This is a genomic window from Agrobacterium sp. A3-95, from assembly GCF_053521785.1.
Genome location: NZ_JBNWDR010000011.1, coordinates 27,917 through 53,838, shown reverse-complemented (window position 1 = coordinate 53,838; position 25,922 = coordinate 27,917). Strand labels below are relative to the sequence as shown.

Annotated in this window: 24 protein-coding genes; 21 read left to right on the top strand and 3 right to left on the bottom strand. The window is 57.6% G+C overall.

The features are described from left to right. The first annotated feature begins 1 nt into the window (after nt 1). The 3 genes from ACQZ5Y_RS23935 to ACQZ5Y_RS23925 are packed head-to-tail and all read left to right on the top strand — an operon-like array spanning nt 2 to nt 3,050. The gene (locus tag ACQZ5Y_RS23935; RefSeq protein ID WP_121557873.1) at nt 2-1,006 is read left to right on the top strand and encodes a Bug family tripartite tricarboxylate transporter substrate binding protein; all 1,005 of its coding nucleotides are present in this window, start codon (nt 2-4) and stop codon (nt 1,004-1,006) included. A gap of 57 nt (nt 1,007-1,063) precedes the next feature. Next, nucleotides 1,064-1,537, top strand: coding sequence for a tripartite tricarboxylate transporter TctB family protein (locus tag ACQZ5Y_RS23930; RefSeq protein ID WP_121557874.1), 474 nt, complete (start codon nt 1,064-1,066; stop codon nt 1,535-1,537). A 4-nt stretch (nt 1,538-1,541) separates the two neighbouring features. Continuing rightward, complete coding sequence (locus ACQZ5Y_RS23925; RefSeq protein WP_121557954.1) at nt 1,542-3,050, top strand: tripartite tricarboxylate transporter permease; 1,509 nt, start codon at nt 1,542-1,544, stop codon at nt 3,048-3,050. On the opposite strand, the gene ACQZ5Y_RS23920 is transcribed toward ACQZ5Y_RS23925, so the two are convergent. Then, nucleotides 3,047-3,949: a LysR substrate-binding domain-containing protein gene (locus ACQZ5Y_RS23920; RefSeq protein ID WP_162995347.1), complete on the bottom strand. Its 903-nt coding sequence runs from the start codon at nt 3,947-3,949 to the stop codon at nt 3,047-3,049. The genes ACQZ5Y_RS23925 and ACQZ5Y_RS23920 overlap by 4 nt on opposite strands. Nucleotides 3,950-4,050: 101 nt before the next feature. Between ACQZ5Y_RS23920 and ACQZ5Y_RS23915 the strand changes: the two genes are divergently transcribed. Together ACQZ5Y_RS23915 and ACQZ5Y_RS23910 are read left to right on the top strand one after the other, a co-directional pair. After that, complete coding sequence (locus ACQZ5Y_RS23915) at nt 4,051-5,250, top strand: L-talarate/galactarate dehydratase (RefSeq protein WP_121557876.1); 1,200 nt, start codon at nt 4,051-4,053, stop codon at nt 5,248-5,250. A gap of 212 nt (nt 5,251-5,462) precedes the next feature. After that, entirely contained in the window at nt 5,463-6,407 is a 945-nt protein-coding gene (locus tag ACQZ5Y_RS23910) for a 2-hydroxyacid dehydrogenase (RefSeq protein ID WP_162995348.1), read from the top strand. A 321-nt stretch (nt 6,408-6,728) separates the two neighbouring features. Here ACQZ5Y_RS23910 and ACQZ5Y_RS23905 read toward each other — a convergent pair whose 3' ends face one another. Then, nucleotides 6,729-7,763: a LacI family DNA-binding transcriptional regulator gene (locus tag ACQZ5Y_RS23905; protein ID WP_121557879.1), complete on the bottom strand. Its 1,035-nt coding sequence runs from the start codon at nt 7,761-7,763 to the stop codon at nt 6,729-6,731. Between the two features lie 163 nt (nt 7,764-7,926). On the opposite strand from ACQZ5Y_RS23905, the gene ACQZ5Y_RS23900 reads away from it, so the two are divergent. The 11 genes from ACQZ5Y_RS23900 (at nt 7,927) to ACQZ5Y_RS23850 (ending at nt 20,717) form a co-directional block, all read left to right on the top strand. Continuing rightward, nucleotides 7,927-9,486 carry a sugar ABC transporter ATP-binding protein gene (locus ACQZ5Y_RS23900; RefSeq protein WP_121557880.1) on the top strand — a complete coding sequence of 520 codons (1,560 nt, stop codon included), beginning with the start codon at nt 7,927-7,929 and terminating at the stop codon, nt 9,484-9,486. Further along, the gene (locus ACQZ5Y_RS23895; RefSeq protein WP_121557881.1) at nt 9,483-10,487 is read left to right on the top strand and encodes an ABC transporter permease; all 1,005 of its coding nucleotides are present in this window, start codon (nt 9,483-9,485) and stop codon (nt 10,485-10,487) included. The genes ACQZ5Y_RS23900 and ACQZ5Y_RS23895 overlap by 4 nt, the downstream gene beginning before the upstream one ends. A gap of 104 nt (nt 10,488-10,591) precedes the next feature. Continuing rightward, a complete protein-coding gene (locus tag ACQZ5Y_RS23890; RefSeq protein ID WP_121557882.1) occupies nt 10,592-11,515 on the top strand; it encodes a sugar ABC transporter substrate-binding protein in 924 nt (307 codons plus the stop codon). Nucleotides 11,516-11,592: 77 nt separating this feature from the next. Beyond that, complete coding sequence (locus ACQZ5Y_RS23885; RefSeq protein ID WP_121557883.1) at nt 11,593-12,537, top strand: sugar phosphate isomerase/epimerase family protein; 945 nt, start codon at nt 11,593-11,595, stop codon at nt 12,535-12,537. Between the two features lie 24 nt (nt 12,538-12,561). Further along, nucleotides 12,562-13,596 carry a Gfo/Idh/MocA family protein gene (locus ACQZ5Y_RS23880; RefSeq protein ID WP_121557884.1) on the top strand — a complete coding sequence of 345 codons (1,035 nt, stop codon included), beginning with the start codon at nt 12,562-12,564 and terminating at the stop codon, nt 13,594-13,596. Between the two features lie 31 nt (nt 13,597-13,627). Beyond that, nucleotides 13,628-14,527, top strand: a complete 900-nt coding sequence (locus ACQZ5Y_RS23875; RefSeq protein WP_121557885.1) for a sugar phosphate isomerase/epimerase family protein — start codon at nt 13,628-13,630, stop codon at nt 14,525-14,527. A 21-nt stretch (nt 14,528-14,548) separates the two neighbouring features. Continuing rightward, on the top strand, nt 14,549-15,574 hold the full coding sequence (locus ACQZ5Y_RS23870) for a Gfo/Idh/MocA family protein (protein ID WP_121557886.1): 1,026 nt from the start codon (nt 14,549-14,551) through the stop codon (nt 15,572-15,574). A 103-nt stretch (nt 15,575-15,677) separates the two neighbouring features. Further along, a complete protein-coding gene (locus ACQZ5Y_RS23865; RefSeq protein ID WP_121557887.1) occupies nt 15,678-17,585 on the top strand; it encodes a bifunctional 5-dehydro-2-deoxygluconokinase/5-dehydro-2-deoxyphosphogluconate aldolase in 1,908 nt (635 codons plus the stop codon). A gap of 1 nt (nt 17,586) precedes the next feature. Next, entirely contained in the window at nt 17,587-19,419 is a 1,833-nt protein-coding gene (gene iolD, locus ACQZ5Y_RS23860) for a 3D-(3,5/4)-trihydroxycyclohexane-1,2-dione acylhydrolase (decyclizing) (protein ID WP_121557888.1), read from the top strand. 59 nt (nt 19,420-19,478) lie between these two features. Next, the gene (gene iolB / locus ACQZ5Y_RS23855) at nt 19,479-20,285 is read left to right on the top strand and encodes a 5-deoxy-glucuronate isomerase (protein ID WP_121557955.1); all 807 of its coding nucleotides are present in this window, start codon (nt 19,479-19,481) and stop codon (nt 20,283-20,285) included. Nucleotides 20,286-20,306: 21 nt separating this feature from the next. Beyond that, nucleotides 20,307-20,717, top strand: coding sequence for a tautomerase family protein (locus ACQZ5Y_RS23850; RefSeq protein ID WP_121557889.1), 411 nt, complete (start codon nt 20,307-20,309; stop codon nt 20,715-20,717). Between the two features lie 321 nt (nt 20,718-21,038). Here ACQZ5Y_RS23850 and ACQZ5Y_RS23845 read toward each other — a convergent pair whose 3' ends face one another. Then, nucleotides 21,039-21,824 (bottom strand): transporter substrate-binding domain-containing protein, encoded by a 786-nt coding sequence (locus ACQZ5Y_RS23845; protein ID WP_121557890.1) that lies wholly within the window; start codon nt 21,822-21,824, stop codon nt 21,039-21,041. Nucleotides 21,825-22,137: 313 nt separating this feature from the next. Here ACQZ5Y_RS23845 and ACQZ5Y_RS23840 point away from each other — a divergent pair, with 313 nt between their 5' ends. The 5 genes from ACQZ5Y_RS23840 (at nt 22,138) to ACQZ5Y_RS23820 (ending at nt 25,916) form a co-directional block, all read left to right on the top strand. Then, nucleotides 22,138-22,821, top strand: a complete 684-nt coding sequence (locus ACQZ5Y_RS23840) for an amino acid ABC transporter permease (protein ID WP_121557891.1) — start codon at nt 22,138-22,140, stop codon at nt 22,819-22,821. A gap of 14 nt (nt 22,822-22,835) precedes the next feature. After that, on the top strand, nt 22,836-23,483 hold the full coding sequence (locus ACQZ5Y_RS23835; protein ID WP_121557892.1) for an amino acid ABC transporter permease: 648 nt from the start codon (nt 22,836-22,838) through the stop codon (nt 23,481-23,483). After that, a complete protein-coding gene (locus ACQZ5Y_RS23830; RefSeq protein ID WP_121557893.1) occupies nt 23,467-24,195 on the top strand; it encodes an amino acid ABC transporter ATP-binding protein in 729 nt (242 codons plus the stop codon). Before ACQZ5Y_RS23835 ends, ACQZ5Y_RS23830 begins: the two co-directional genes overlap by 17 nt. Nucleotides 24,196-24,236: 41 nt before the next feature. Next, nucleotides 24,237-25,043, top strand: coding sequence for a transporter substrate-binding domain-containing protein (locus ACQZ5Y_RS23825; protein WP_121557894.1), 807 nt, complete (start codon nt 24,237-24,239; stop codon nt 25,041-25,043). Nucleotides 25,044-25,112: 69 nt separating this feature from the next. Further along, nucleotides 25,113-25,916 carry an NAD-dependent epimerase/dehydratase family protein gene (locus ACQZ5Y_RS23820; protein WP_121557895.1) on the top strand — a complete coding sequence of 268 codons (804 nt, stop codon included), beginning with the start codon at nt 25,113-25,115 and terminating at the stop codon, nt 25,914-25,916. The last annotated feature ends 6 nt before the right edge of the window (nt 25,917-25,922 follow it).

Below are 25,922 nucleotides of genomic sequence, written 5' to 3'. Positions count from 1 at the left end.
AATGGCCTATAACATCACGAGACGAACGGCACTTGCAGGTCTAGCCTGTTGTCTGATTGTGGGCGCCACCGGCGCTGCGTTTTCGCCATCGCATGCAATGGCGCAGGAATGGCCGTCGAACACCATAACTTTCATCGCACCGTTCCCGCCCGGCGGCACCAGCGATGCCAATTCGCGCATCATGGCGGAGGCCCTGTCCAAGCGGCTTGGGCAGACCGTGGTCGTGGAAAACCGTCCCGGTGCAAACGGCAATATTGGCTTGTCGCTGCTGTCGCGGGCCAAGCCGGACGGTTACACAATCGGGCTGACCGGCGTCGGCTCCAACGCGATCAATCCAAGCCTTTATGCCAAGATGCCGTTCGACAGCGTCAAGGATTTTACCCATATCACGCTGTTTGCGGCCGGCCCTAATATCCTCGTCGTCAATCCGCAGTTCCCTGCCAAAACGTTCAAGGAATTCATCGAACTCATCAAAGCCAATCCGGGCAAGTACAATTTCGCCAGTTCCGGCAATGGCGCGTCAGGCCATCTGGCCATGGAAATGCTCAAGGTGAGGGCCGGCCTCGATATCAAGCACATTCCCTACAAGGGCGGCGGACCGGCCATCACCGACGTGCTCGGCGGACAGGTTCCAATGATGTTCATCAACCAGGATGCGGTGCTATCCCATATTCAGGCTGGAAGGCTGCACGTACTGGCCGTGGCAAGCCCCGAGCGCAATTCGCTTTATCCGAATGCGCCGACCATTGCCGAATCCGGATATCCCGGCTTTTCCGCCGTATCGTGGACAGGCTTATCCGCGCCGGCCGGCCTGCCGCAGGAGATCGTTGATCGCCTGCACAAGGAAATGGTCGCCGTTCTTGCCGACCCGACCCTGCGACAGTCGCTGGAAAGCAAGGGGTACATCGTCGGAGGCAATACCCCCCAAGAATATACCGATTTCATCACCTCCGAGATCAAAAACTGGGAAGCGGCTGCGAAGGCATCCGGCGCAACCGTCAACTGACGCGCCAACGTCGCGGAGGGCATATCGCCTTCCGCGTCCCTTATTTACGGAGTGCACATGAACAGCAGCCCCTTCAGTCAGAAAGAGTTTCTGACAGGCCTTCTCTACGCCCTGTTCGGCGCAGCGGCCGTGCTCATCGGCAATGACTACGGATTCGGCTCCATGACGGACATGGGTGCCGGCTTCTTCCCGATCATCCTCGGATATATCCTGCTTTTCATCGGCGCGGTCACGCTAGTGCGAGCCTTCATGATCGGCAACGACGGTGAGGAGAGCCCCTTGAGGACCATATATTGGAAAGGCTTCGCGCTCATCGTCGGCGGCACGGCCCTTTTCGCTTGGCTTTTGCCATTGCTGGGCCTTGCCATAGCACTGCCCGTCCTCATCCTCCTTAGCGCGATGGCCAGCACGCGGTTTTCACTTTCGGTGAAATCGCTTTCGCTGCTCGTTGCTTTCTGCGCGCTCTGCGTCGCGCTTTTCGTCCGGGGACTCGGCGTACCGATGCCTATCCTCGGCACAGTGTTTGGCTGATATCATGGACATCTTTTCCAACCTTCTTCTCGGTTTCCAGACCGCTGGCACGCTTTACAATCTCCTGTACTGTTTCATCGGTGTCTTTTTGGGAACGGCGATCGGCGTTCTGCCCGGCCTTGGTCCAACGGCGACGATCGCAATGCTGCTGCCCATCACTTTCGGCCTGCCGCCAGAGTCCTCACTCATCATGCTCGCCGGAATCTATTATGGCGCCCAGTACGGCGGCTCGACAACGGCGATTCTCGTCAACCTTCCCGGCGAATCCGCCTCGGTGGTGACCGCGATCGATGGTTATCAGATGGCGCGTCAGGGCTTTGCCGGAAAGGCGCTGGCCTCAGCCGCCATCGGCTCGTTCGTAGCCGGGACTATCGCCACCTTTTTGATCGCACTGTTTGCACCGCCGCTCGCGGAGGTCGCCCTGCAATTCGGGCCGGCGGATTATTTCGCGTTGATGCTGCTGGGGCTCGTCGCCTCACTGGTGCTGGCGTCCGGCTCCATGCTGCATGCGGTCGGGATGATCGTCCTCGGCCTGCTGCTCGGCATGGTCGGCACCGACGTCAATACCGGCCTGATGCGCTACACATTCGATTTCCCGGAATTGATCGAGGGTATAAACTTCGTCGTCGTGGCCATGGGCGTTTTCGGTCTGGGTGAAATCCTCTCTAATCTCGGAGACAAGGAGGACGGCAGATCCGTTCTGAGCGGCAAGGTTACCGGCCTCATGCCGAGCCTGGAGGATCTGAAGTCGATGGTCGCGCCGGTGTTGCGCGGCACCGGCCTCGGCTCGGTTTTGGGGATACTGCCGGGCGGCGGGGCCATGCTCGCCTCGTTCGCCTCCTATGCCGTCGAAAAGAAGCTGTCGAAGCATCCCGAGCGGTTCGGCAAGGGGGCCATCGAGGGTGTGGCCGGGCCGGAATCGGCCAACAATGCGGGCGCGCAGACTTCGTTCATCCCCATGCTCACGCTGGGCATTCCGTCCAACCCAGTCATGGCGCTGATGATAGGTGCGATGATCATCCAGGGTATCCAGCCGGGCCCTTCCGTCATGACGGAACAGCCGGCCTTGTTCTGGGGCATCATCGCGTCGATGTGGATCGGCAACGTCATGCTGCTCATTCTTAACCTGCCGCTGATCGGCCTATGGGTGAAGATGATCGCAGTGCCGTACCACTACCTTTATCCGGCCATTCTCGCCTTCTGTGCGATCGGCATCTACAGCCTGAGCAATTCGACGTTCGACATCTATCTGCTGGCGATCTTCGGCGCCCTCGGCTACGTGATGCGCAAGCTCAACTGTGAGCCCGCGCCGCTGCTCTTGGGCTTCATCCTCGGCCCGATGCTGGAGGAAAATCTGCGGCGCGCCCTAATGATATCGCATGGCGATCCAATGGTATTCTTGCAGAGGCCGATCAGCGCTACGCTGATCGGTTGTGCGGTCCTTCTGCTCGTACTCGTTCTGGTGCCCAGCCTGAGGGCTAAGCGCGAAGAGGCTTTTCAGGAAGAGTCCTAGCGTTTGCTGGCAAGCGAACGCATCAGTTCAATCAGCGTTGCCCGGGCCGGGTTCCGTGTCCCGGGCTTCCATGCGCCGACAAGGTCAATGCTGTAGCGGCCCTCGTCACCGCGGCCCCATCGCGGCTGCCGGAAGACGATATTGTCGAAACTGGCGCTGGCCGTTCCCGCGGGAACCACGGCCAGTCCGAGGCCGGCCGATACGAGCGACAGGATCGCTTGGGATTGAGCAAACTCCTGGATGATCCGCGGCCGCACGCCGGCCTGCCTGAAGACGTCGGTCATCCGGTGCCTCAGATAGGGCGAGCCGGTGGAGAAGCCGATAAGCGGCTGGTCGTCAAGCAACCGGACGTGAAACTCCCGGCGCTGGGCGAGCGGATGGCTGGCCGGTATGGCGATGGCAAGCGGTTCCCGGAGCGCGATCATGCTTTCAAAGGCTTCAACCCCTTCCACCGGCCTCATCAACCCGACATCGATCCGCTCTACTGCCAGCGCCTCCAGCTGATCCACAGACGTCGCCTCCTGAAAATCGACCCGCAGCCACGGTGCGCGGCGGGCCAGCGCTTCGGCGAGCCTTGGGAGGAAGGTGTAGGTCGAGGCGCCGACAAAGCCGAGACGCACCGAGCCCGACCGTTGTGTGGCGGCGCTGAGGGCGGCAGCAACGGCAGCATCCTTACGCGCCATCATTTCCCTTGCCTCGCGGCGGAACGCTTCGCCTGCCGGAGTAATCTTCACGGATCGGCTCGTGCGCTCGAAAAGCTGCGTTCCGATCTCCTCCTCCAACTGTCGGATCTGCCGGCTGAGCGGCGGCTGGGAGACATTCAGACGCTGGGCCGCGCGGCCGAAATGCAGCTCCTCAGCCAGTACAAGAAAGGCTCTTACCTGGTTCAGCTCCATCATTATCATTCCTGATTTGGTATCGAATTCATTCCAATATAGTCTTGGACCGGTATGGATTTGAAGTCTAGAATTCTCCATGAGTTATCAAGGAGGAACATTCAATGAATATCGCAACACCGCGCAAGCCTTTCATCGCCGCCAACCCGCTGAACGCCGGGCTGCCGCGCGGCGAGGCCTCGACGGACTCGATCGTCTGGGTCAAGCCGTCCTATGTTGTCCTGCCGTTGCATGCGCCGATCAGCGATGCGAAGGTGCTCGCCGGCCGCCAGAAGCCGCTCACCGAGATTGCCTTCGTTTTCGTCGAGATTGCCACCCGTGAAGGCCATAGCGGCATCGGCTTCGGCTATTCCAAGCGCGCTGGCGGGCCGGGCATGTATGCCCATGCCAAGGAAATTGCCGGCGAACTCATCGGCGAGGACCCGAACGACATTGCCCGCATCTGGGAAAAGCTTGTCTGGGCGGGGGCTTCGATGGGGCGGACGGGGCTGACCACGCAGACGATCGCCGCCTTCGACATTGCCCTTTGGGACCTGAAGGCAAAACGCGCCGGCCTGCCGCTTTCCAAGCTGCTCGGTGCACACCGCGACAGCGTCAGGTGCTACAATACGTCGGGCGGCTATCTGTCGAGCCCGATCGAGGAAGTGCTCGACCGTGTCGACCAGTCTCTTGCGACCGGCATCGGCGGCATCAAGATCAAGGTTGGCCAGCCCGATCCGATGATCGATCTCGCCCGTGTCGAGGCCGTACACGACCGCATCGCCGGCCGGGCATCGATGATGGTCGATGCCAACCAACAATGGGATCGCACGACGGCGGCACGCGTCGGCCGCGCGCTCGAACAGTACAGCCTCACCTGGATCGAGGAGCCGCTGGACTGCTACGATTCCGAGGGGCACGCCCAGCTTGCCGCGATCCTCGACACGCCGGTGGCGACGGGAGAGATGCTCACCAGCCCATTCGAGCACCTTGACTTCATCGAAAAGCGCGCCTGCGACTTCATCCAGCCCGACGCACCCCGGGTCGGCGGCATCACGCCTTTTTTGAAGATCATGGCGCACGCGGACCATGCTGGAATGAAGCTCGCGCCGCATTTCGCGATGGAGATCCATCTGCATCTAGCAGCCGCCTATCCGCGCGAGCCATGGGTCGAGCATTTCGAGTGGCTTGAGCCCATGTTCAACGAGCGCCTGCAGATCAAGGATGGGCGTATGATCGTTCCCAATCGTCCCGGCCTCGGTTTCAGCCTGAGCGAACAGGCGATTGCCTGGACGCAGGACAGTTACGTAGTCGGCAAGCGCTGAATCTTGGGCTTCGGCGAGGAGAGCGACAACGCCGCTCTCCTCGCGCATGCGCCGCTTTGACCACAATATGAACGGCATGGCTCGCCGTCTTCACAAGTCTATTTCCGTTTCTCCGCCAGTCTGCAAGAAACACAGTGAAGGAACCTGTCCGCAGCCATGCGTCAAAGAAACAGCAAGGCGGCCAGCGCATGGGAAACAGGAATGGAGCCGACATGTCACTGCCCTCAATCCTTATCGTCGACCCGCTGACGCCGGACGGAATCGCACAGCTGGGGCAGGCATATTCCTTCGCGTGTACACCGGCACCGGACAGCGCCTTCCAGGCAAGCCCAACAGAACGCGCCGCCATATCGTGCCTCGTCACCAATGGCGGTACCGGTGCGCGGCGGGACCTGCTTTCGACGCTTCCCAACTTGAAACTCGTCGTGGTCAACGGCGTTGGTACCGATGCAATCGATCTGGACTATTGCCGACGGCATAATGTCTGCGTGACCAATACCCCGGGCGTGCTGGTTGACGACGTTGCGGACTTGGCGATGGGGCTAGTCCTCTCCGTCGCTAGAAACGTCGTCCTGGCAGATCGTTTCGTGCGCGCCGGGCGCTGGACAAGCGAGCGCTTTGCGCTCTCTCACAAGGTTTCGGGAAAGATGGTCGGCATCTTCGGCATGGGCTTGATCGGGCAGGCGGTGGCGCGCAGGGCAGAGGCATTTTCGATGGAGGTCGTCTATACCAGTCGCTCGGCAACCGGCGCTGCGCATTGGCAGCGCGTCGATGATTTGGAGGCGCTGGCAACGCAGTCGCAGTTTCTCATCCTTTGCGCCCCGGCGACACCTGCAACATCGAGGATCGTCGATGCACGCATCCTGAACGCTCTCGGCCCTTCGGGGTACCTAATCAATGTCGGACGTGGGTCGCTGGTGAATCAGAATCACCTGCTGCACGCGTTGGAACACAAGTCCATCGCCGGCGCAGGTCTCGACGTGTTCGATAACGAACCCGCGATCGACCCGCGTTTCTTCAGGCTCGACAACGCGGTTCTCACGCCGCATGTCGCTAGCGCAACTTTTGAGACGCGGCAGGCGATGTTCGCGTGCGTCATGGACAATCTTGCAGCATTTTACGGCAACAGACCACTCCCGACGCCGGTCGACCTGTGAAGCCGGAGCGGTGTTGGCACTGAGCGCTGGCACGCTAGGTGGGCGATGTGGCTACAAAATACTTTTCACTTCTCAACCTTGGTGCGTTGGCAATTCAGCATTTCGTGGTCGGCGATCAACCAACATAGCAGCGCATTCCCAAAATCGACGTGGTTCTCGTTGGCGTCCCGCAGGTTGGCCGAAATCGCTTTGACCGTAGGCAAAGACGCATGATGACCGACGTCGTTCACAGATCCGAGTGCCATGGTTTCGGGAGCGATCTTTTCATCATTTGTAGCTGCCCTTGAGCGAGGCTCCTTTCAGGATGATGCGTTTCAACTATTAGATGTTCGCTGCTGTGTATATTTCAAACGGCAGCATATGCTGCGAGACAGTCGGCGAGCGGTGCGTATCCAGTGCTTCGGCCATCGCCCGGACAAGCGTATCCGCAAGCAGTCGTGCGGGGTGCGATAACACCACCTTGATCAAACCCTCGGCCAAGCCGGCTCTCGTTTCATTCGTCAACTCATGTGCGATGACAACAAGGCGTCGCGCTGCCGGAGTATCGGTATCCCGCATTGCTCTCATCACGCCTGTCACGCCGCCGCCTGCCACATAGAGGCCGACCCAGTTGTCGTGTTCCTGCAGCAAGTTGCGCGTTAACTCATAGGCGATATCGGGTTCTTCCGCAGTGCCCAACGTCTCCATCATTTGAAACTCCCGTTCACTTTCACGGAAGTACGAGCGGAACCCCATCTCGCACAGTTCCTGCGACAGGTAACGGTGGCTGCCCACAAAAACCGCGACCTTGCCGGGCGTTGGGTTTACATTGTCGATGAACCAAGCTGCAGTTCTGCCCTTCTTGACACAGTCATTGCCGACATATCCCGCGCGCCCGCGCGCCGTCAGGTCAGAGATCATTGTGAACACCGGGATGCCTTCTGCTTCAAGGCCATCGACGGCATGATTAATTTGCGGATGATCCGACGTAATGATGCCGATCGCGTCAACGTCCCGGCTCATTGACAGCAATGCATTGGCGGTATTTTCCGGTGCCAGTTCATCAACGAAACGAATGATGGCCCGCCCGTGCGCCAGAGGATAACTCTCAACCGCCTGTGACAGCACCTCAGCCCACATCTGGTAAAGTTTGCGGTGTGACTGCTTCAGCAGAAAGCCAAACTTGATCACAGGCTTCTCAACTTCAAGCCTTCGTTTGATGGCGGTGACACCATGAAAGCCGATTTCTTCCGCCGCCCGAAGCACACGTTCTGCTGTTTGAGGTTTGACCGGGTCACGACCATTCAAGACACGATCGACCGTTGAAACCCCTACATTTGCGGCTTTTGCCAGATCGGCGATCGTTGGTCTGCTCATCTATGTCTCCCACGAAATGAAAGTAATTATGGGAGATTTTGGGAGAAAAATCCAGAGCCAAATTGACAATGACAGATGAAATGTGGTGCTTTCCATGTGGGCTGGAGGAGACAGCTAGTCAAAAAATTCTGTCGAAAAAGACGGATTGTGGGAGGAGAGGCGTATGCCTGCGGCCAACGAATTGCTGCGTCCTGTTGCGGGCAGCGATGCGCGGAACGAGATCGCCGTTCTTGAAATGCGCGACATCACCAAAGCATTCCCTGGTGTACTTGCACTGGATGGCATGAACCTGAAGGTGCGAGCCGGTACGGTTCATGTGCTGGTAGGTGAGAATGGTGCCGGCAAATCCACGCTGATGAAAATTATCAGCGGTGCTTACACGATTGATGCCGGAGAGATCCTTTTCAAGGGCGAGACACTCGACAGCCAGAATACGTCGAGCGCGCTGGAGCGCGGCATTTCGATGATCCATCAGGAACTTAGCCCGGTTCTGGAAATGACGATTGCTGAAAACATCTTCCTGGGGCGCGAACCGGCTGTGGCGGAGAAGGGCTTTCTGTCCGGGTTTGTCGACTTTGCGAAAATGAATGCTGACACCAAAGCCCTGCTGGAGCGGATCGGGCTGAAATACTCCCCTGAGACCAAGATGCGTGATCTCTCGATTGCTGCAATGCAATTGATCGAGATCGTCAAGGCCATCTCGCGCCAGGCATCACTGGTCATCATGGATGAACCGACATCGGCCATCAGCGACACGGAAGTGGCGTTGCTGTTCCGGCAGATTGCCGATCTCAAGGCAGCTGGCGTCGCGATCATCTACATCACCCATAAAATGGATGAAATCTTTCAAATTGCCGATGACATTACCGTCATGCGCGATGGCCAGTTCATCGCGACGGCACCTGCAAGTGACTATGACGAGAGCAAACTGATCTCCCAAATGGTCGGGCGAACCATCTCGAATATCTTCCCCAAAGAAGAGGTTCCGATTGGTGATGTCGTTCTGTCCGTTGATGGGCTGGGTCGCGACGGTGTTTTTGACGATGTGACGTTTAATGTGCGCGCCGGAGAGATCGTCGGATTGTCCGGTCTGATCGGCGCCGGCCGCACTGAAGTGGCTCGGGTGATTTTTGGCCTCGATGCCGCGACCAGCGGGTCTTTGACCCTGAATGGCAGCCGCCTTCAGCTGAAATCTCCGGCAGATGCGATCAAGAACGGTATCGCGATGGTCTCTGAAGACCGCAAGGCGGAAGGGCTGGTCCTTTGCCGCTCTGTTGGTGAGAACATCTCGCTCGCCAACCTCAAAAAATTTGCCGGTGGCCTGTTTGTGAGCGAACGGCAGGAAGAAACCGCTGCGCAGCGCATGATCAAGATGCTGCAGATCAAGACGCCAGACACGGCCATGATCGTCGAGAACCTGAGTGGTGGAAACCAGCAGAAAATCGTTCTGGCGAAATGGCTGCTGGGCGACCTGAAACTTCTCATCCTTGATGAGCCGACGCGCGGTATCGACGTCGGATCCAAATCCGAAATCCATCGCCTGATGTGCGAGTTCGCGCGTCAAGGCCTCGCCATCATCATGATCTCGTCCGAGCTGCCGGAAATTCTCGGCATGAGCGACCGCGTGGTGGTGATGGCAGAGGGCAGGGTCGCTGGCGAACTAACAAGAAGCGAGGCCAATCAGGAAAGCATCATGCGCCTTGCAACGGGAGGACATCAATGAGTATCGAACCAATGGCGACGACCGCGCCTGCCAAAACAACGCCCAAATCGGGCGGGGTCGATTTTGCCGCGATCTATCGCAAATACGGAACGATACTGATCTTTGTCGGTATCTGTATTCTGGCGTCGCTGCTTAGCCCGACCTTCCTGACGGAAGCCAATCTGACCAACGTGTTGCGTCAGGTCGTTGTGGTCAGCCTTCTGGCCTGCGGTGTGACCTTCATCATCATTCTCGGGCATATTGACGTGTCGCTTGGGTCGGTGCTGGCGCTGTGTGGCGTTATCTCGGCAAGCGTCATGGCAATGACCGGAAGTATTACGCTGGCGGTTGCCGCCGGTGTGGTGGTGGGCATGTTTACCGGCCTGATAAACGGTTTCGTCATCACCTTCTTTCGCATTCCGTCATTCATCATGACGCTGGCGATGACCACGGTCGCACGCGGAGCCGTGCTGCTGTACACAGGCGGCTCGCCAGTCACCGGTCTTGGCGATTTCAAGATCATCGGGCAGGGCTCGATTGGACCGGTGCCGATCTCCGTTCTCATCCTCATTGCCTTTATCATTGTCTCCTGGGTGCTGCTCAACAAGACCAAGTTCGGCCGCTACGTCTATGCCGTCGGTGGCAATGAACGGGCAGCTCGTGCCTCTGGCATCAATCCAGATAGCATTGTCGTGAAGGCATTCATCTTCAACGGCATTCTGTGCGGTATCGCCGGTATCGTTCTGATGTCTCGTATCAATTCCGGCCAGCCAGCGGGTGGGGTCGGCTATGAATTCGATGCCATCACGGCAGTGGTCGTTGGCGGCACCAGCCTGATGGGCGGCACAGGCACGATCACCGGAACCGTCATTGGCGCGATGATCATCGGTGTCATCAACAACATCCTCAACCTCATGAATGTCAGCTCGTACTGGCAGCAGGTCATCAAGGGTCTGATCATCGCAATCGCGGTTATCCTTGATGTCTGGACGAAATCAGCCCCACGCAAAAAGAAGGCCTGATCCGCAGTGTTTCGCGAGGACAAATACATCCTCGCGGACGACAGACTTATGTGTCGGCGCTCGTGCGCCATGAAATACCAAACCATCAACGGGAGGAGACCCAGATGAAATTTATTGCCAAGCTTGCATTCGCCTGCGCTGTATCCGCAGCGGCACTTTCCACCTCAAGCGCCTTTGCAGCCGACAAATTTGTCGTTGGTTATGCCAACATGGCTGACACCGACGTGTTCGTCATGGCCCGCAAGAATGCCTTCATCGAGGCTGCCAATTCGGATCCTGATGTCGAGATCAAGTTCACCGACGCCAACAATGACGCCAGCAAGCAGCTTGACCAGATCGACAACCTGATCGCCCAGAAAGTCAATGTGATCGTGGTTGTGCCCGTAGATTACGAAGGCATTGTCCCCGGCGTTGAAAAGGCAAACGAAGCGGGCATTCCCGTCGTTGCTCTCGGTATTCAGTCGGCCGGTGGCAAGTTCACCTTCGTTGGCTCGAAGAACATCGATGCCGGCAAGATGCAGGCCGAGTACATGAAAGCCAACCTCCCGAAGGACGCCCAGATCCTTTACCTTCAGGGCACACCTGGCCTTTACCACTCCCAGGAACGTCTCAAGGGTTTTGAAGAAAACCTCGGCCGTCCTGACGTCAAAATCCTCGCGAACCTCTCAGGCAATTACGACCGTGCAGAAGGCATGAAGGTCACGGAAGACTGGATCCAGAGCTTCCCGAAGTTCGACGCGATCATTGCGGCCAATGACCAGATGGCACTTGGCGCGCGTGAAGCCCTGCAGAGTGCCGATCGTCTGAAAGGTGTGATGATTTCCGGTGTCGACGGTGTGCCGGATGCACTGCACGCCATCAAGGCTGGCGAAATGTCCCAGACCATCTTCCAGAATGCTGGCGGCCAGGCGAAGGCGGCTTTCGAGGTGGTCGAGTCGATCAAGAAGGGTGAGACCCCTCCTGACGAAAAGCTCGTGCCGTTCGAGTCCATCACCAAGGACAATGTCGACCAGTACATGACGAAATAATTCCTCCCGAGATGCGTGTCGGGGCGGACGCTTCGGCACGCACATACCTCTTCAGTCACTTATTCGGAGCCCATAAAATGATGCGCTTAAGTCTGGTAACCGACATTCTCGGATACCTTCCCTTCGAAGATATGCTCGACACGGTGTCAAAACTGGGCTTCGAGTCCGTGGAGTTGGGCTGCGGAAACTGGTCGAAAGCACCGCACTTGCGCCTCGATGACCTCCTGGACAGTGAACAGGCACGCAAAGATTTCCTCGCCGCACTCGAGCGGCGTCAGTTGACGATCTCTGCCCTGAATTGCTCCGGCAACCAGCTGCATCCCGGCCCAAGCGGAGCAGAACATCGCGCTGTCGTTGAAAAGACCTTCCGTCTTGCCGAAAAACTCGGTGTCAAAACCGTCGTGATGATGTCCGGTTGCCCCGGTGGCACACCGAAGGACGAACTGCCAAACTGGATCACCCATGTCATTCTGCCAGAGCAGGTCGCCGCGCTTGATTACCAGTGGAACGATGTGCTGATCCCTTACTTCCAGCAGGCGGCTGTGCTGGCGAAGGACTGCGGCATTCGTGTTGCCATCGAAAATCTTGGCGCCACGATGATCCATAATCCAGCCAACATGTTGCGGCTGCGTGAGCATGTCGATCCGGTCATCGGCATGAATTTTGATCCAAGCCATCACATGTGGATGGGCGGAGATCCGATCGCGGCTGTGCGACTGCTTGGTGATGCCATTCATTACATGCATGCGAAGGATGTCAGGCTGGAGCGGACATTGGCTGAAGCCAACGGCCTGATCGATACCTACTGGATCAACGATATCGTCAAGCGGTCCTGGAACTACGTCGCACTTGGTCATGGCCATGATGTGCAGTGGTGGAAGGAGTTTTTCGCTGTCGCCAGAATGGCCGGATATGACGGTCCCGTCAGTCTGGAAATGGAAGATGCCGGCATGGATCCGCTGCTCGGCGTCAAAAAATCCCTCACAACCCTGAAGCTCGCTCTCCCCCGCGACTTTGACTGACATCTCCCATCAGGAACACGTTACATGACCCTCAAGATCGGTGTTATCGGAACCGGCGCTATTGGCCAGGAGCATATTGAGCGCCTTCACAATAAACTTGTCGGATCGACTGTCGTTGCAGTCAACGACATCAACAAGGCTCAGGCCACGACAATTGCCCAGCGGTTGACGCCCGCTGCCCGCGTTCATGACAGCGGTCAGTCGCTGATCAATGATCCGAACGTCGATGCAATTGTCGTCACCTCCTGGGGCCCGACCCATGAAGAGTTTGTGCTTGCATCCATTGCCGCTGGCAAGCCTGTGTTTTGTGAAAAGCCTCTGGCAACCACTGCAGAGGCATGCCTCAACATCGTCAACGCCGAAGTCGCCAGCGGTCGGCACCTGGTTCAGGTCGGTTTCATGCGCCGCTACGACAAGAGCTACCGCCTGTTGAAGGAGCAGATCACCAACGGCAATCTTGGTGAACCGCTGATGGTTCATTGCGCGCACCGCAATCCAAGCGTTCCGGATGTTTATGCCGGCGACATGGCCATTACCGATTCCTTCCCGCATGAAATCGACGTGCTGCGCTGGTTGCTGGATGATGACTACGTTTCCGCGCAGGTCATCATGCCGCGCAAGACAAAACATGCACGCAAGGATCTTGATGATCCACACATGCTGCTGCTCGAGACGAAAAAGGGCATCCGCATCGATGTCGAGGTCTTCGTCAATTGCCCCTATGGCTATGACATCCAGTGCCAGGTCGTTGGTGAAGATGGCATCGGTTATCTGCCGGAGCCGATGAGCGTGCTGACCCGCAAGGACGCCAGGCTCAGCCACGAAATCCTGCAGGACTGGAAGCTGCGATTCATCGACAGTTACGATGTTGAACTTCAGGAATGGATCGAGTCCGTCAAGGCTGGCGTCGTGCGCGGGCCAACCGCCTGGGACGGTTATTTTGCCTCCGTCACCGCGGATGCGTGCGTGGAAGCGAAACATTCCGGCCAGATCGTTCCGATCAAGATTGACAATCGTCCGGCCTTTTACGATCTGCAGCCAACACGCTCGGCGGCCTGATCACAACACTCTTTGAGGCGAGGAAACGTTGATGAAACACACGCTTGACCCCCATATGATCCGTCACCTTTCTCTTGAAGAAACCTGCCGGAAAACTGCGGAACTGGGCTACGACTTTGTGGAACTGTCGCCCCGTCCTGATTTCCTGTCCTGGTGGACGCGCCCGAAAGTGTACCCCGAGCGTGTAAAAACCTTCAAAAAGGCGTTGAAGGATCATGGCGTTGGACTGGCGACGCTGCAGCCGATGTATCGCTGGTCCAGCCCCTATCCTGACGAGTGGGAGGTGGCGATCGACAACTGGAAACGCGCCATCGAGATTGCCGTCGAGATGGAATGCCCGATGTTCGTTTCCGAGTTCGGGCGCGGCGGGTCGCCAGACCGCAGCCTCAATGATCGTTCCGGTATGCATCGTCCGGAGACCTGCGAGGGTTGGTTCTTCCGCGCCATGGATGTGCTGGTGCCTATTCTCGAAAGGGAAGGGCTGACGCTGTCACTTGAAGCGCACCCCGAGGACTGGATCGAGGAGATTGCACCTGCAATCGACATCATCAAGACCATCAATTCCAAGGCCGTGAAAGCATCGTTCATTGCGCCGCATACGTTCTTTTATGGTCCTGACATGGAGGCCAATTTGCGGGCAACGCAGGGTCATCTGGTGCATGTACGGCTTGCCGACACCTATGATCACAACAAGTCTTCGCAACTGCGTTACATCGTCAACCCACCCGGTTCCAAGGTGCGCGTGCACCAGCACACTGACTTCGGTCAGGGCGAGATTGATTGGGACGTCTTCTTCTCGACCTTGGCAGACATGAAATTTGACGGCGTTCTCTCCAATTGCGTTTTTGCCTGGGAGGACCGTGCCGAAGAGAGCGCTCGGTTCATGCGGACCGAGACGCAGAGATACGTCGACAAATACTGGAAGAAGTAAGGTTCAGGGAAGGATACCGACATGCGGATCGGATTGGTCGGATATGGCACGGGCGGGCGGCATTTTCATGCGCCTTACATTGCCGCGGCAAATGGCATTGAACTGGCCGGTGTCGTCGCACGGGCTCCAGAAACCGTCGCGCGCGTCACATTCGATCTTCCCGGCGTTCCTGTATATGGCAGTCTTGCGGAGATGATTGCCGCTGGAGGTGTCGAAGCGGTGACCATAACCACGCCGCCGCAAACCCGCCGTGATCTGGTTCTCGAAGCGATCGCAGCCGGATTGCATGTTGTTGCCGACAAACCTTTCGCTCCCAGTGCGGCGGTGGCTCGGGAGTTGGACGAGGCTGCAAAAAAGGCAGGTGTGGTGCTGGCCGTGTACCATAACCGCCGTTTCGACGCAGATGTCCTGACGTTGCGGGAGGTCATCCGCTCCGGTGAACTGGGCAAACTCTGGCGTATCCACTCACGCATGGAGTTTGATGATCCGTCGACGCTGGAGGGTGGGCCGACCGGCGGTCTGCTTCGTGATCTCGGCAGCCATCTCGTTGATCAGATGTTGTGGCTCCTGGGACCCGTTGTCAGCGTGTCCGCCTATCTTGATGAGGTCGAGACATCGCAGGGACAGACCGATGCCAGTTTTGTACTAAACCTGCTTCACGCAAGCGGTGTACACTCCCATCTTTCCGCCAGCAAGCTGAACCGCCTGACCACACGCGAGTTCAGGGCCTATGGCGAGAATGGCAGTTATGTCGCCATGGGGACGGATGTTCAGACGCAGGCAATTTTTGCCGGACAGCGCCCTATCGATGATCGTGCCTCATGGGGATTTGAACAGCCGGACCGTTGGGGAACACTGCGTACCCGCAATGCCGAGCGGCAAATACCGTCGCAGCAGGGTTGTTATCATCACTACTACGAAGGGTTTGCCGCTGCCGTGAGAGGTGAGCAACCACCACCCGTCACCGCAGGTGAGGCTGCGGCAGCGCTGGCCGTTATGGATGCGGCGCGGGTCTCGGCACAGGAAGGACGTACGGTCCTGATCTGATCACCGGCAGATATCGCTTTTTGAATTGATGTCCGTCCTGCTTTGAGAGCGGGACTGCAAGACGGTCCGTCACATCTGAAAGACGGCCATAGGGAAGCACAGTATGAACAAAACCTTGGACGTCATCACTGTTGGCCGCTCATCGGTTGACCTTTACGGTTCACAGATTGGTGGCCGTCTGGAAGACATGGGCTCGTTCCAGAAATATATTGGCGGTTCGCCCACCAATATGGCGGCAGGAACGGCGCGCCTTGGCCTGAAATCGGCGTTGATTACCCGTGTGGGTAACGAACATATGGGCCGTTTCATTCGCGAAGAATTGCAAAAGGAAGGCGTTGACGTGCGTGGCGTCAAAACCGATCCCGAACGGTTGACGGCGCTAGTTCTGCTCGGCATTCGCGATGAGGAACGTTTCCCGCTGATCTTCTACCGCGAGAACTGCGCCGACATGGCGCTGTGCGAAGACGATATTGATGAGGCTTTTGTCGCCGAAAGCCGTGCACTGGTGGTCACCGGTACTCATCTCAGTCACCCCCGAACCGAAAGTGCTGTTCTCAAGGCGATTACTCTTGCCCGCAAACATGGCGGTCGTGTGGGCCTCGACATTGATTACCGCCCCAATCTCTGGGGGCTGGCTGGTCATGGTGACGGCGAAAGCCGCTTCATCGAGAGCAGCCTCGTGACGGCAAAATTGCAGAGCCATCTACATCTGTTCGATCTCATCGTCGGCACGGAGGAAGAATTCCATATTGCCGGTGGTTCGACCGATACGATCGCCGCATTGCGTGCCGTGCGTGCCGTCTCGAACGCCGTTCTGGTGTGCAAACGTGGTGCGGCCGGCGCCGTCGCCTTTACGGGTGCTGTGCCTGATAGTCTTGATGAGGGTGAAAGCGGCCCTGGTTTTCCCATTGAAGTGTTCAATGTACTGGGGGCGGGTGATGGCTTCATGTCGGGCCTGATCAAGGGCTGGCTTGAAGATGCGACCTGGCCGAAGGCGCTTGAATACGCAAATGCCTGCGGCGCCTTTGCCGTAAGCCGCCATGGTTGCACGCCTGCCTATCCATCCCTTGAGGAACTGCAGTTCTTTTTACAGCGCGGGGTCAGAGAAAAGGCGCTTCGCAAGGACGTGCAACTCGAGCAAATACACTGGGCGACCAACCGTCATAATGACTGGTCGACCATGCGGGTCTTTGCCTTTGATCACCGGATGCAACTTGAGGCAATGAAGGGCGCTACAGCCAAAAAAATCGGTCACTTCAAGCAACTTTGCCTTGAGGCAGCCCTTGAGGTGCAAAAGGGACGATCAGGTTACGGCATTCTTTGCGATAATCGCCTTGGCCGTGACGCACTTCATACTGCGTCCGGCACGGGACTGTGGATCGGCAGGCCGGTTGAATGGCCGGGGTCTCGCCCGCTTGCGCTGGAGCCGGAACTTGGTCCCGACTATGGCGGCCTGAATGAATGGGCGCTGGAAAACGTCGTCAAGGTGCTGTGCTTCTGCCACCCCGATGACACACCGGAGATGCGGGCTGAACAGGAGGCGACAATTAGCCGACTGTTCTCGTCGGCGCGTCGCAACCGGCTGGAGTTCCTGCTGGAGATCATTCCCTCCAAGGTCGGGCCGGTGGATGACGAGACAACCGCAACCCTGATTCGGCGCTTCTACGAGATCGGCATCTATCCGGACTGGTGGAAACTGGAGCCGATGAAGAGCGCTGCTGCCTGGGAAAAAGCGTGTGCGGCCATTACCGACAATGACCCCAATACACGCGGCATCGTGGTGCTGGGCCTTGAGGCGCCGGAAGAGGAGCTTGCCGCCAGCTTCAAGGTTGCTGCCAGCTATCCGCTGGTCAAGGGTTTTGCCGTTGGACGGACCATCTTTGCCGAGGTCGCACGCGATTGGTTGAACGGTGAGATGGAGGATGCGGCAGCCATCGCTGAAATGGCGCGGCGTTACACCAGACTTTGCGAGATTTGGGATGCGGCACGTTTAGCCGCGAAGGGGAATTGATATGACGACGATCCGTTTGACCGCAGCACAGGCGATGTTCCGCTGGCTGTCTGTTCAGATGAATGAAGACGGTGAGCGCTTCATCGATGGTGTCTGGGCTATCTTCGGCCACGGCAATGTGGCAGGCATTGGTGAGGCATTGCACGGTATTCAGGACAGGCTTCCGACATGGCGTGGTCAGAACGAACAGACCATGGCGCATGCGGCGATTGCTTATGCCAAGACCAAACGTCGCCGCCGGGCCATGGCGATTACCTCGTCGATCGGCCCGGGTGCAACCAACATGGTGACGGCGGCGGCACTCGCCCATGTCAATCGTTTGCCGGTGCTGTTTATTCCCGGTGATGTCTTCGCCAACCGTCGTCCTGATCCGGTTTTGCAGCAAATCGAAGACTTTGAAGACGGCACGATGAGCGTGACCGACTGCTTCCGTCCCGTTAGCCGCTACTTCGACCGGATAACCCGGCCTGAACATCTGCTGTCGGCACTGCCACGCGCCATGCAGGTGCTGACTGATCCTGCCAATTGTGGCCCGGTCACACTGGCCTTTTGCCAGGACGTGCAGGCCGAGGCCTATGACTGGCCGGAAAGTTTCTTTGACGCGAAGGTCTGGCGTATTCGTCGGCCAGAGCCTGACCCCCGCGAAGTGGACGATGTGGTGGCCGCGTTGAAGGCGGCGCGCAATCCGGTCATCGTCGCCGGTGGTGGCGTTCTATATTCTGGTGCCGAAGGTGATCTTCTGGACTTTGCCAGGCAGCACAATATCGCCGTGGTCGAGACACAGGCTGGCAAGGGCGCAATTGACTGGCAAGAACCTTTGAATTTCGGTTCACCCGGTGTGACCGGCACGGATTGCGGTAACATTATCGCCGCCGATGCCGACCTAATCCTGGGTGTTGGTACGCGCTTTCAGGATTTTACCACCGGCAGCTGGACGGCATTTGCCAATCCGGACCGAAAACTCGTCTCCATCAATCTGACCGGATATGATGCCGCAAAACATGGTGCCATTCCGCTGGTGTCAGATGCCAAGGTAGCACTGAAACGCCTGTCATCAGGTCTGGGCAATCATCGTTTTGCCGATCCGGATTATGCTGCCCGGAATGCCTGGTTCAAACTGTCGGATAGCGTGCTTGCAGCGCCTGAGGATGAGGGTGCCAATTTCCTGCCATCGGACGCGCATGTGATTGGTGCCGTGTTGCGTCAGGCCGAGGACAACACCGTTGCCATGTGTGCTGCTGGCACCATGCCGGGTGCGCTGCAGGTTTTGTGGCGCGCGGCCAGCAATGGTTACCACATGGAATATGGCTATTCCTGCATGGGTTACGAAGTGGCCGGCGCCTTCGGTATCAAACTTGCCGACAGGGGCAAGGATGTCGTCTGCTTTGTTGGCGACGGTTCCTACATGATGGCCAATTCCGAACTTGCGACGGCCGTGATGATGCAGGTGCCGTTCACCATCGTGTTGACCGATAACCGCGGTTACGGCTGCATCAACCGCTTGCAGCAGGAGTGCGGTGGGGCAGAGTTCAACAACATGTACAAGGACAGCAATATCGAAGTGCAGCCGCAAATCGATTTTGTCGCGCATGCCGCTTCGATGGGCGCGCATGCTCTCAAGGTGGCCGATATTGCCGGACTGGAAGCCGAACTCGTGGCGGCGAGAGATCGGAATATCCCGACAGTTATCGTCATCGACACAGAGGCTGAAACCGGCGCTGGCATTGGTGGCGGATGGTGGGATGTCGCCGTGCCTGAAGTCGGTGATACCGACAAGCTCAAGGCGGCGCGCGCCAAATACGACGCCAATACCGCACGCCAGCGCATCAACTGAGCAGCGAAAAACTCCACCGCAGCAGCAGCTGCGGTGGCCCGATAACAGGAGATATCATGATGGCCGATCTGCTTCGCAAACCCTTTGGCACCCACGGAAAGGTGCACGAAATCACCGCCCAATCGGCTGGCTGGCGTTACGTCGGTTTCTCGCTTTACAGGCTGCGGGCGGGAGAACAGGTGGGTGAAGAAACCGGCAGCAATGAGGTCATTCTGGTGATGGTGGAAGGCAAGGCGTCCTTCAACGCAGCAGGCACCGACTGGGGCGTACTTGGCGAACGGATGAATGTGTTTGAGAAAACACCGCCGCATTGCCTTTATCTGCCCGATGGCGAAAACTGGACGGCAACGGCGACAACGGATTGCATCATCGCAGTATGTTCTGCGCCCGGCAAAAGCGGTCACAAGGCGCGCCGGATCGGGCCTGATGGTATTACTTTGACCACACGCGGCAAGGGCACCAACACCCGCCATATCAACAACATTGCCATGGAAAACGAGGATTATTGCGACAGTCTTCTGGTGACAGAAGTATTCACGCCGGCCGGGCACTGGTCGAGCTATCCATCGCACCGGCATGACGAGGATGACTTTCCCAATATCACCTATCTCGAAGAGACCTATTACCATCGTCTGAACCCAGCTGACGGTTTCGGCATCCAGCGCGTCTACACCGATGACGGTGTTCTCGATGAAACCATGGCGGTCAAGGATGGTGATGTGGTCCTTGTGCCGCGTGGCCACCATCCCTGTGGCGCACCTCACGGCTTCGAGATGTATTATCTCAACGTCATGGCGGGCCCGCTGCGCAAATGGCGCTTTGTCGCCGATCCGGCGGTGAAGTGGATCATGGAACGTGATGCCTGAGCGAAATTCCGGAGAGAAAACATGCCGCTGATGAAAATCCATGTCCTCAAGGGACGTTCGTCCGCTGAAGTAAAAACACTGCTCGACGCGGTTCATCAAGCGATGGTTCGGGCCTTCAACGTTCCGGATCGGGATTTGTATCAGATACTGAATGAACACGAGCCGTCGCATTTCCGGGCGCTCGACACGGGCCTCGATATTCCGCGAACTACGAGCTTCGTTTTGCTTGAGGTAGTCACCCGGCCTCGCACTCAGCAGGAAAAAACGGATTTTTACGAAATCCTGTGCGCCGCCCTTGCCGAAGCCTGTGGGATCGCTTCCTCGGATGTCATGGTCTCAATCGTCCAGAATACAGATGATGACTGGTCGTTCGGATGGGGACGCGCCCAGTTCCTGACCGGAGAATTGGCGTCGCAGCATCAACCGTCGTGATGTGCAATCGCATCCTCATATTTTCTGTGACGGCGGACGATTATACAGTGCGGCGTTAGACTTTTCACAGACCCTTACAGTGTGGCCCGTTTTTCCTGAGCTATGAGGAGTGCGCAGTTTCCCGCTATCCTCCGCTGCCAAGTTGGTGGAGTCCGACAAGGGGCTCGATCGTACATTCTCATGCCAGTGCGATGTTGCGCCACGCGGTGTGTGGCCATCGTCGGCGGCTTCAATTTGCATTTCGCATCCGCACGACCGTCCTGAGGTTTCCTTGGTGCCGTCAGGTCGATCGTGGGCAGTGTTTGCGTTAGCTCGCAAAAGCTAGTTGGGCTGTTTGATGACGCCGTCTGGCAGGTCACGGCCCAGATGGGCCTTGTAAATCGCATTGAGCGTTCCATCGGCCAGACCGTGCGTGATCCACGTGTCCAGCCATGAACGAAGTTCGTCATCACCCTTGTTGACGCCGATGCCGAAGAGCACGTCCTCGATAACGAACTTGACCTCGAAGTTCTTGGACGGATTCTTGGCCTGAAGGTTCGGCAAGAGGGCGATTGATTGCGCTATGATATCGAACTGGCCTGATGCAACAGCGGTGGTCGTAGTGTCTTCGCCGTCAAAGCGAACAATCTCTGTGTTCGCAGGTGCAACACTAGTCAACTTCTGGTCGAAGGTTGTGCCGCGCGTGACCGCGATCCGCTTTCCGGCCAGATCGGCTAGGCTTTTGATGTCGATGCCCTTCGCCGCGCTAACGACAACGGACGATGCTGAATAGAACTTGGTGAAGTCGACAACCTTTGCGCGATCTGGTGTTTTTGTCAGGGTGGAGATCGTGATGTCGACTTTGCGCGTAAGCAACTGGGGAATGCGGTTCGGACTGCTGACCGCGATGACCTCGAGCTTGACTCCCAGCGACTTGGCGATCCCTTCAGCGACATCGACATCCGAACCTACCAGTTTCAAGGCGCTATCACGATAAGCAAAAGGCTTGGCTGTTTCATCCATCGCAACACGGATCACGCCCGCAGTTTTGATGCTCTCCACAGACGCCGCATGCGCAACCGATGCGAAGGCCACAGCGGCGGCAGTTATCATAAAACGAATTTTCATGTTTCCTCCAATGTCCCACAATGTGATTTGTCATTCCTAAATGACAAATCAACCCCTCCAAGGGTTGGCGATTAATTCCCAAAATACGAAAGAGAGTCAAGAAAATGCTTCGATAAATCGCATATATCGGGAATAATGGCACAAGATCGCACGCATTCAATATTTTCAGTTGACGTATGTGCCATATTGTGGGAATTAGGTGCATCACTTCGGGAGGGGACGGTTTGGTAAGCGATACATTGAAATCCGGGCGCACGGCGGCCGGTGCCGGTGCGGCAATCTGCGGCCTCACTTATGTGGGTGGCATGTCCAAATGAGCTATAGTTTCGATTTTTGGGCCGTCCTAGCGTATTGGCCGATCCTGCTGCACGGTGCCTGGATCACGCTCATCTTGGCATTCTGGGCCACCATCGCCGGCTTTCTTTTCGGAACACTCTGCGCCGTTGCCCGCACAAGCGGGCCAGGGTGGCTTCAGGCGGTTGTCGGCGGTTATGTGGAGGTCATCCGCAATACACCGCTCCTGATCCAAAGCTATTTCCTAATTTTTGGATTGGCGAGTGCCGGCCTGCGGTTGCCCATCATGGTCGGTGCGGTCTTCGCGCTGGTGGTTAATGTCGGTGCCTATACCACGGAGGTAATGCGTGCCGGCATCCAGTCCATCAAGCCCGGTCAGATCGAGGCGGCGGAATGCATCGGTCTTTCGCGCTATCAGATCTTCCTGCACGTCATCCTGCGTCCGGCCATGGAGCGGGTCTATCCGAGCCTGACGAGCCTGTACGTCCTGTTGATGTTGGGGTCGAGCGTGTTGTCGGCCGTGGGTGTGGAAGAGCTGTTCGGCATCGCCAACAGGGTTCAAAGCGAAACCTACCGCAATTTCGAGGTCTTCGTAGCGCTTGGGGTAATGTACCTAGCCTTGACCGTCCTCATGCGGCTGGCTTTCGGCGCGCTTGGAATGATCCTTTTCACCCGCCGCCGCAAGCTGCGCACGCCGCTGTAAGGAGCCGGATCGTCATGAATACCCAATTTCTCGTTTTCCTGCTCGAGGGACTGCTCGGGACGGTAATCCTAAGTGCGTTGACATTCATCTTCGGAGGCATCGTCGGCTTTGTCGTCAGCCTTGCTCGAATCTCGCCGTCGCCGACCGTGTCCTTCGTCGCCGGCCTCTATACGCGCGGAATACAGGGCGTACCGCTGCTCGTGTTAATGGGGATCTGCTATTTCGGGCCGAGCCTTTTGGGCTTCGAATCCATGCCGGCGCTGGTTGCTGCGACCCTGGCGATGGCCATATTCGCAAGCTCCTATCTCGGTGAAATCTGGTATGGCTGCCTTCAATCCGTGCCCAAGGCGCAGTGGGAAGCTGCCGAGTGCATCGGCTTCACGCGGTGGCAGCGGATGACGCGGATCATTCTTCCGCAGGCGATGCGGATCGCAACACCGCCAACCGTCGGATTCATGGTGATCATCGTAAAGAACACCTCGGTGTCCTCGCTGGTCGTCGGCTACACCGAGCTTTCCTACAATGCGAAAGTTATCAACAACTCTGCGTTTGAGCCATTTCTGTACTTCGGTCTTGCGGGTCTTCTCTACTTCCTGATCTGCTATCCGCTGTCGCTGAAATCCCGCGCTCTGGAGAAAAAACTAAATGTCGCCAATCGTTGAACTCAAGAACGTCGAAAAATCCTTCGGAGCAGTCAAGGTTCTGAAAGGGGTGACATTCGATGTCAATCGCGGAGAGGTCGTGGCCATTATTGGTCAGAGCGGATCCGGTAAGAGCACGGCGCTGCGCTGTATGAACAGGCTGGAGAAGATTAATAGCGGTGAGCTGAACGTTTGCGGGCATGCCTTGCACGACGCGCAGATCGACTTGGGCGATCTGCGCAAGGATGTCGGGATCGTTTTCCAGAGCTACAACCTCTTTCCGCATCTGACTGTTGAGGAAAACGTCACGCTGGGTCCGCGCCTTGTCAAAGGGATTTCAAAGACGGCGGCCCGCGAAATCGCAGCCTCAGTTATTGGTAAAGTCGGGCTCTCGGAAAAACTCGGCGCCTATCCGGAGCAGCTATCGGGTGGACAGCAGCAGCGCGTCGCGATTGCCCGCGCCCTGGCGATGCAGCCCAAGTTGATGCTGTTCGATGAAGTCACGTCGGCACTCGATCCCAAGCTGACGGGCGAGGTGCTGCGGGTCATGGAGGCGCTCGCCAAGGAGGGCATGACGATGGTTCTGGTCACCCACGAGATGCAGTTCGCGCGCAACGTCGCCGACAAGGTAATCTACATGCATGGCGGCCGTGTGCACGAGATAGGCGGCCCGGAAATCCTGACGACGCCGGCGACGCCGGAACTCGCGGATTTCATCGCGGCCGACCACTGAGTTTTGAGGAATAGCCGCATCGCGGCTTGGAGGAGGAAGCAATGAAAACCACCAGAAGAATGATGACAGCGCTCTTGATGGCTCTTCCGTTTATGGGAAGCGCCGGCCTGGCGCATGCAGATACCCTTGCGGATATCAAAGCGGCTGGAAAGATTCGGATCGCGATTGATCCTGGATTGCCGCCATGGTCGTTCAAAGACGACAAGCTCCAACTGACCGGTTCCGAATACGAGACTGCTAAGCTTCTGGCCAAGGATCTAGGTGTCGAGATGGTCGTCGTCGAAACCAACGGCGCGAATCGCATCCCGCTTCTTTTGACCGGCAAGGCCGATCTGGTGGTCGCAGCCATGACCATCACCGACGAGCGCAAGAAGGTCGTCGATTTTTCGCTGCCCTATTCGGGAACGTCGACCGCGATCTCCGCGCCCGTGGGGATGAAGATTACTGATCTCAACGATCTGGTAGGCAGGCGGATCGCCGTAGCGCGCGGGACAATCATGGACAGCGACGTCACCAAGATGGTTCCCGCTGGCGTCGAGATCGTCCGCTTTGACGACGAGGCGACTACGGTGACCTCGATCCTTAGCGGTCAGATGGATATCGCGGCCCAGTCGCTCAGCCTCAACCAGACCATCCAGAAGCGGGATCCCTCCAAGGTTCTCGAAGCCAAGATTGTCCTGCGCACCAATCTGCACGGGATAGGCATGAAAAAGGGCGAGGACGGGCTTCGCGCGTGGGTCGACGCCTGGGTAAAGACCAATATGCAGAACGGCACTTTGCCCAAGCTCTACAAGGATTATCAGGGCATCGACCTGCCTGAGGGCGTAAAGGAAGCCGCAGCGAAGTGAAAGACGAAGGCGGTGCCGGTTTCCGGACCGGCACCCACATCGGGCTAAGTCTACAGGTTGGATAACGCAATGAAAATCTTGATCACCGGCGCTGCCGGCGAAGTGGGAACGGGGCTGCGACGCGAACTCGGCAGCCGGTTCGACTTTCGCCTCATGGATCTCAGGACCGAGACCCTCATGGGCGAAGATGACGTCGTTGAAGGCAGTATCGTCGACTATCCGGCGCTGAAGGCGGCGATGACCGGTGTAGACGGGGTCATCCATCTTGCCGGCTGCACGACCGATGCTGGGATCGACGACCAGATCGACGGCAATATTCGCGGCGCCTTTAACGTTTTCGAGGCCGCGCGCGAATGCGGCGTCGAGCGCGTGGTTTATGCAAGCTCGCATCACGTGGTCGGCTATTATCCAAGGCAGCGCCGCATAGGAGTCAACGTTCTGCCGCGCCCCGACAGCCGTTACGGGCTTACCAAGGCTTTCGGAGAACAGGCCGGGGCCCTTTATGCGGATAAGTACGGCTTGCGTGTGCTGTGCATTCGGATTGGCCGCGCGTTCACTAGGCCCGAAGATCGGCGTCGAATGTCGATCTGGACGAGCTGGCGCGACCTCGCCCAGCTGGTGACCATAGGCCTTGAGCATCCGGACCTGCGATATGCGGTCGGATATGGCGTTTCTGGCAATGATCGTACGTTCTTTGATAACTCCTCAGCTTTTTCCTTGGGCTACAAGCCGCAGGACAATTCGGAGCAGTACGCCGGCGAGGTTATGGCGGGACCGCCAGAGGACCCAAACCTCGTCGGCACGCATGCCATCGGTGGCCATTTCTCCAACAACGAATTCAAAAGTCCGATCAGCCGGATCTTCGAGTGGTAAAGGAGA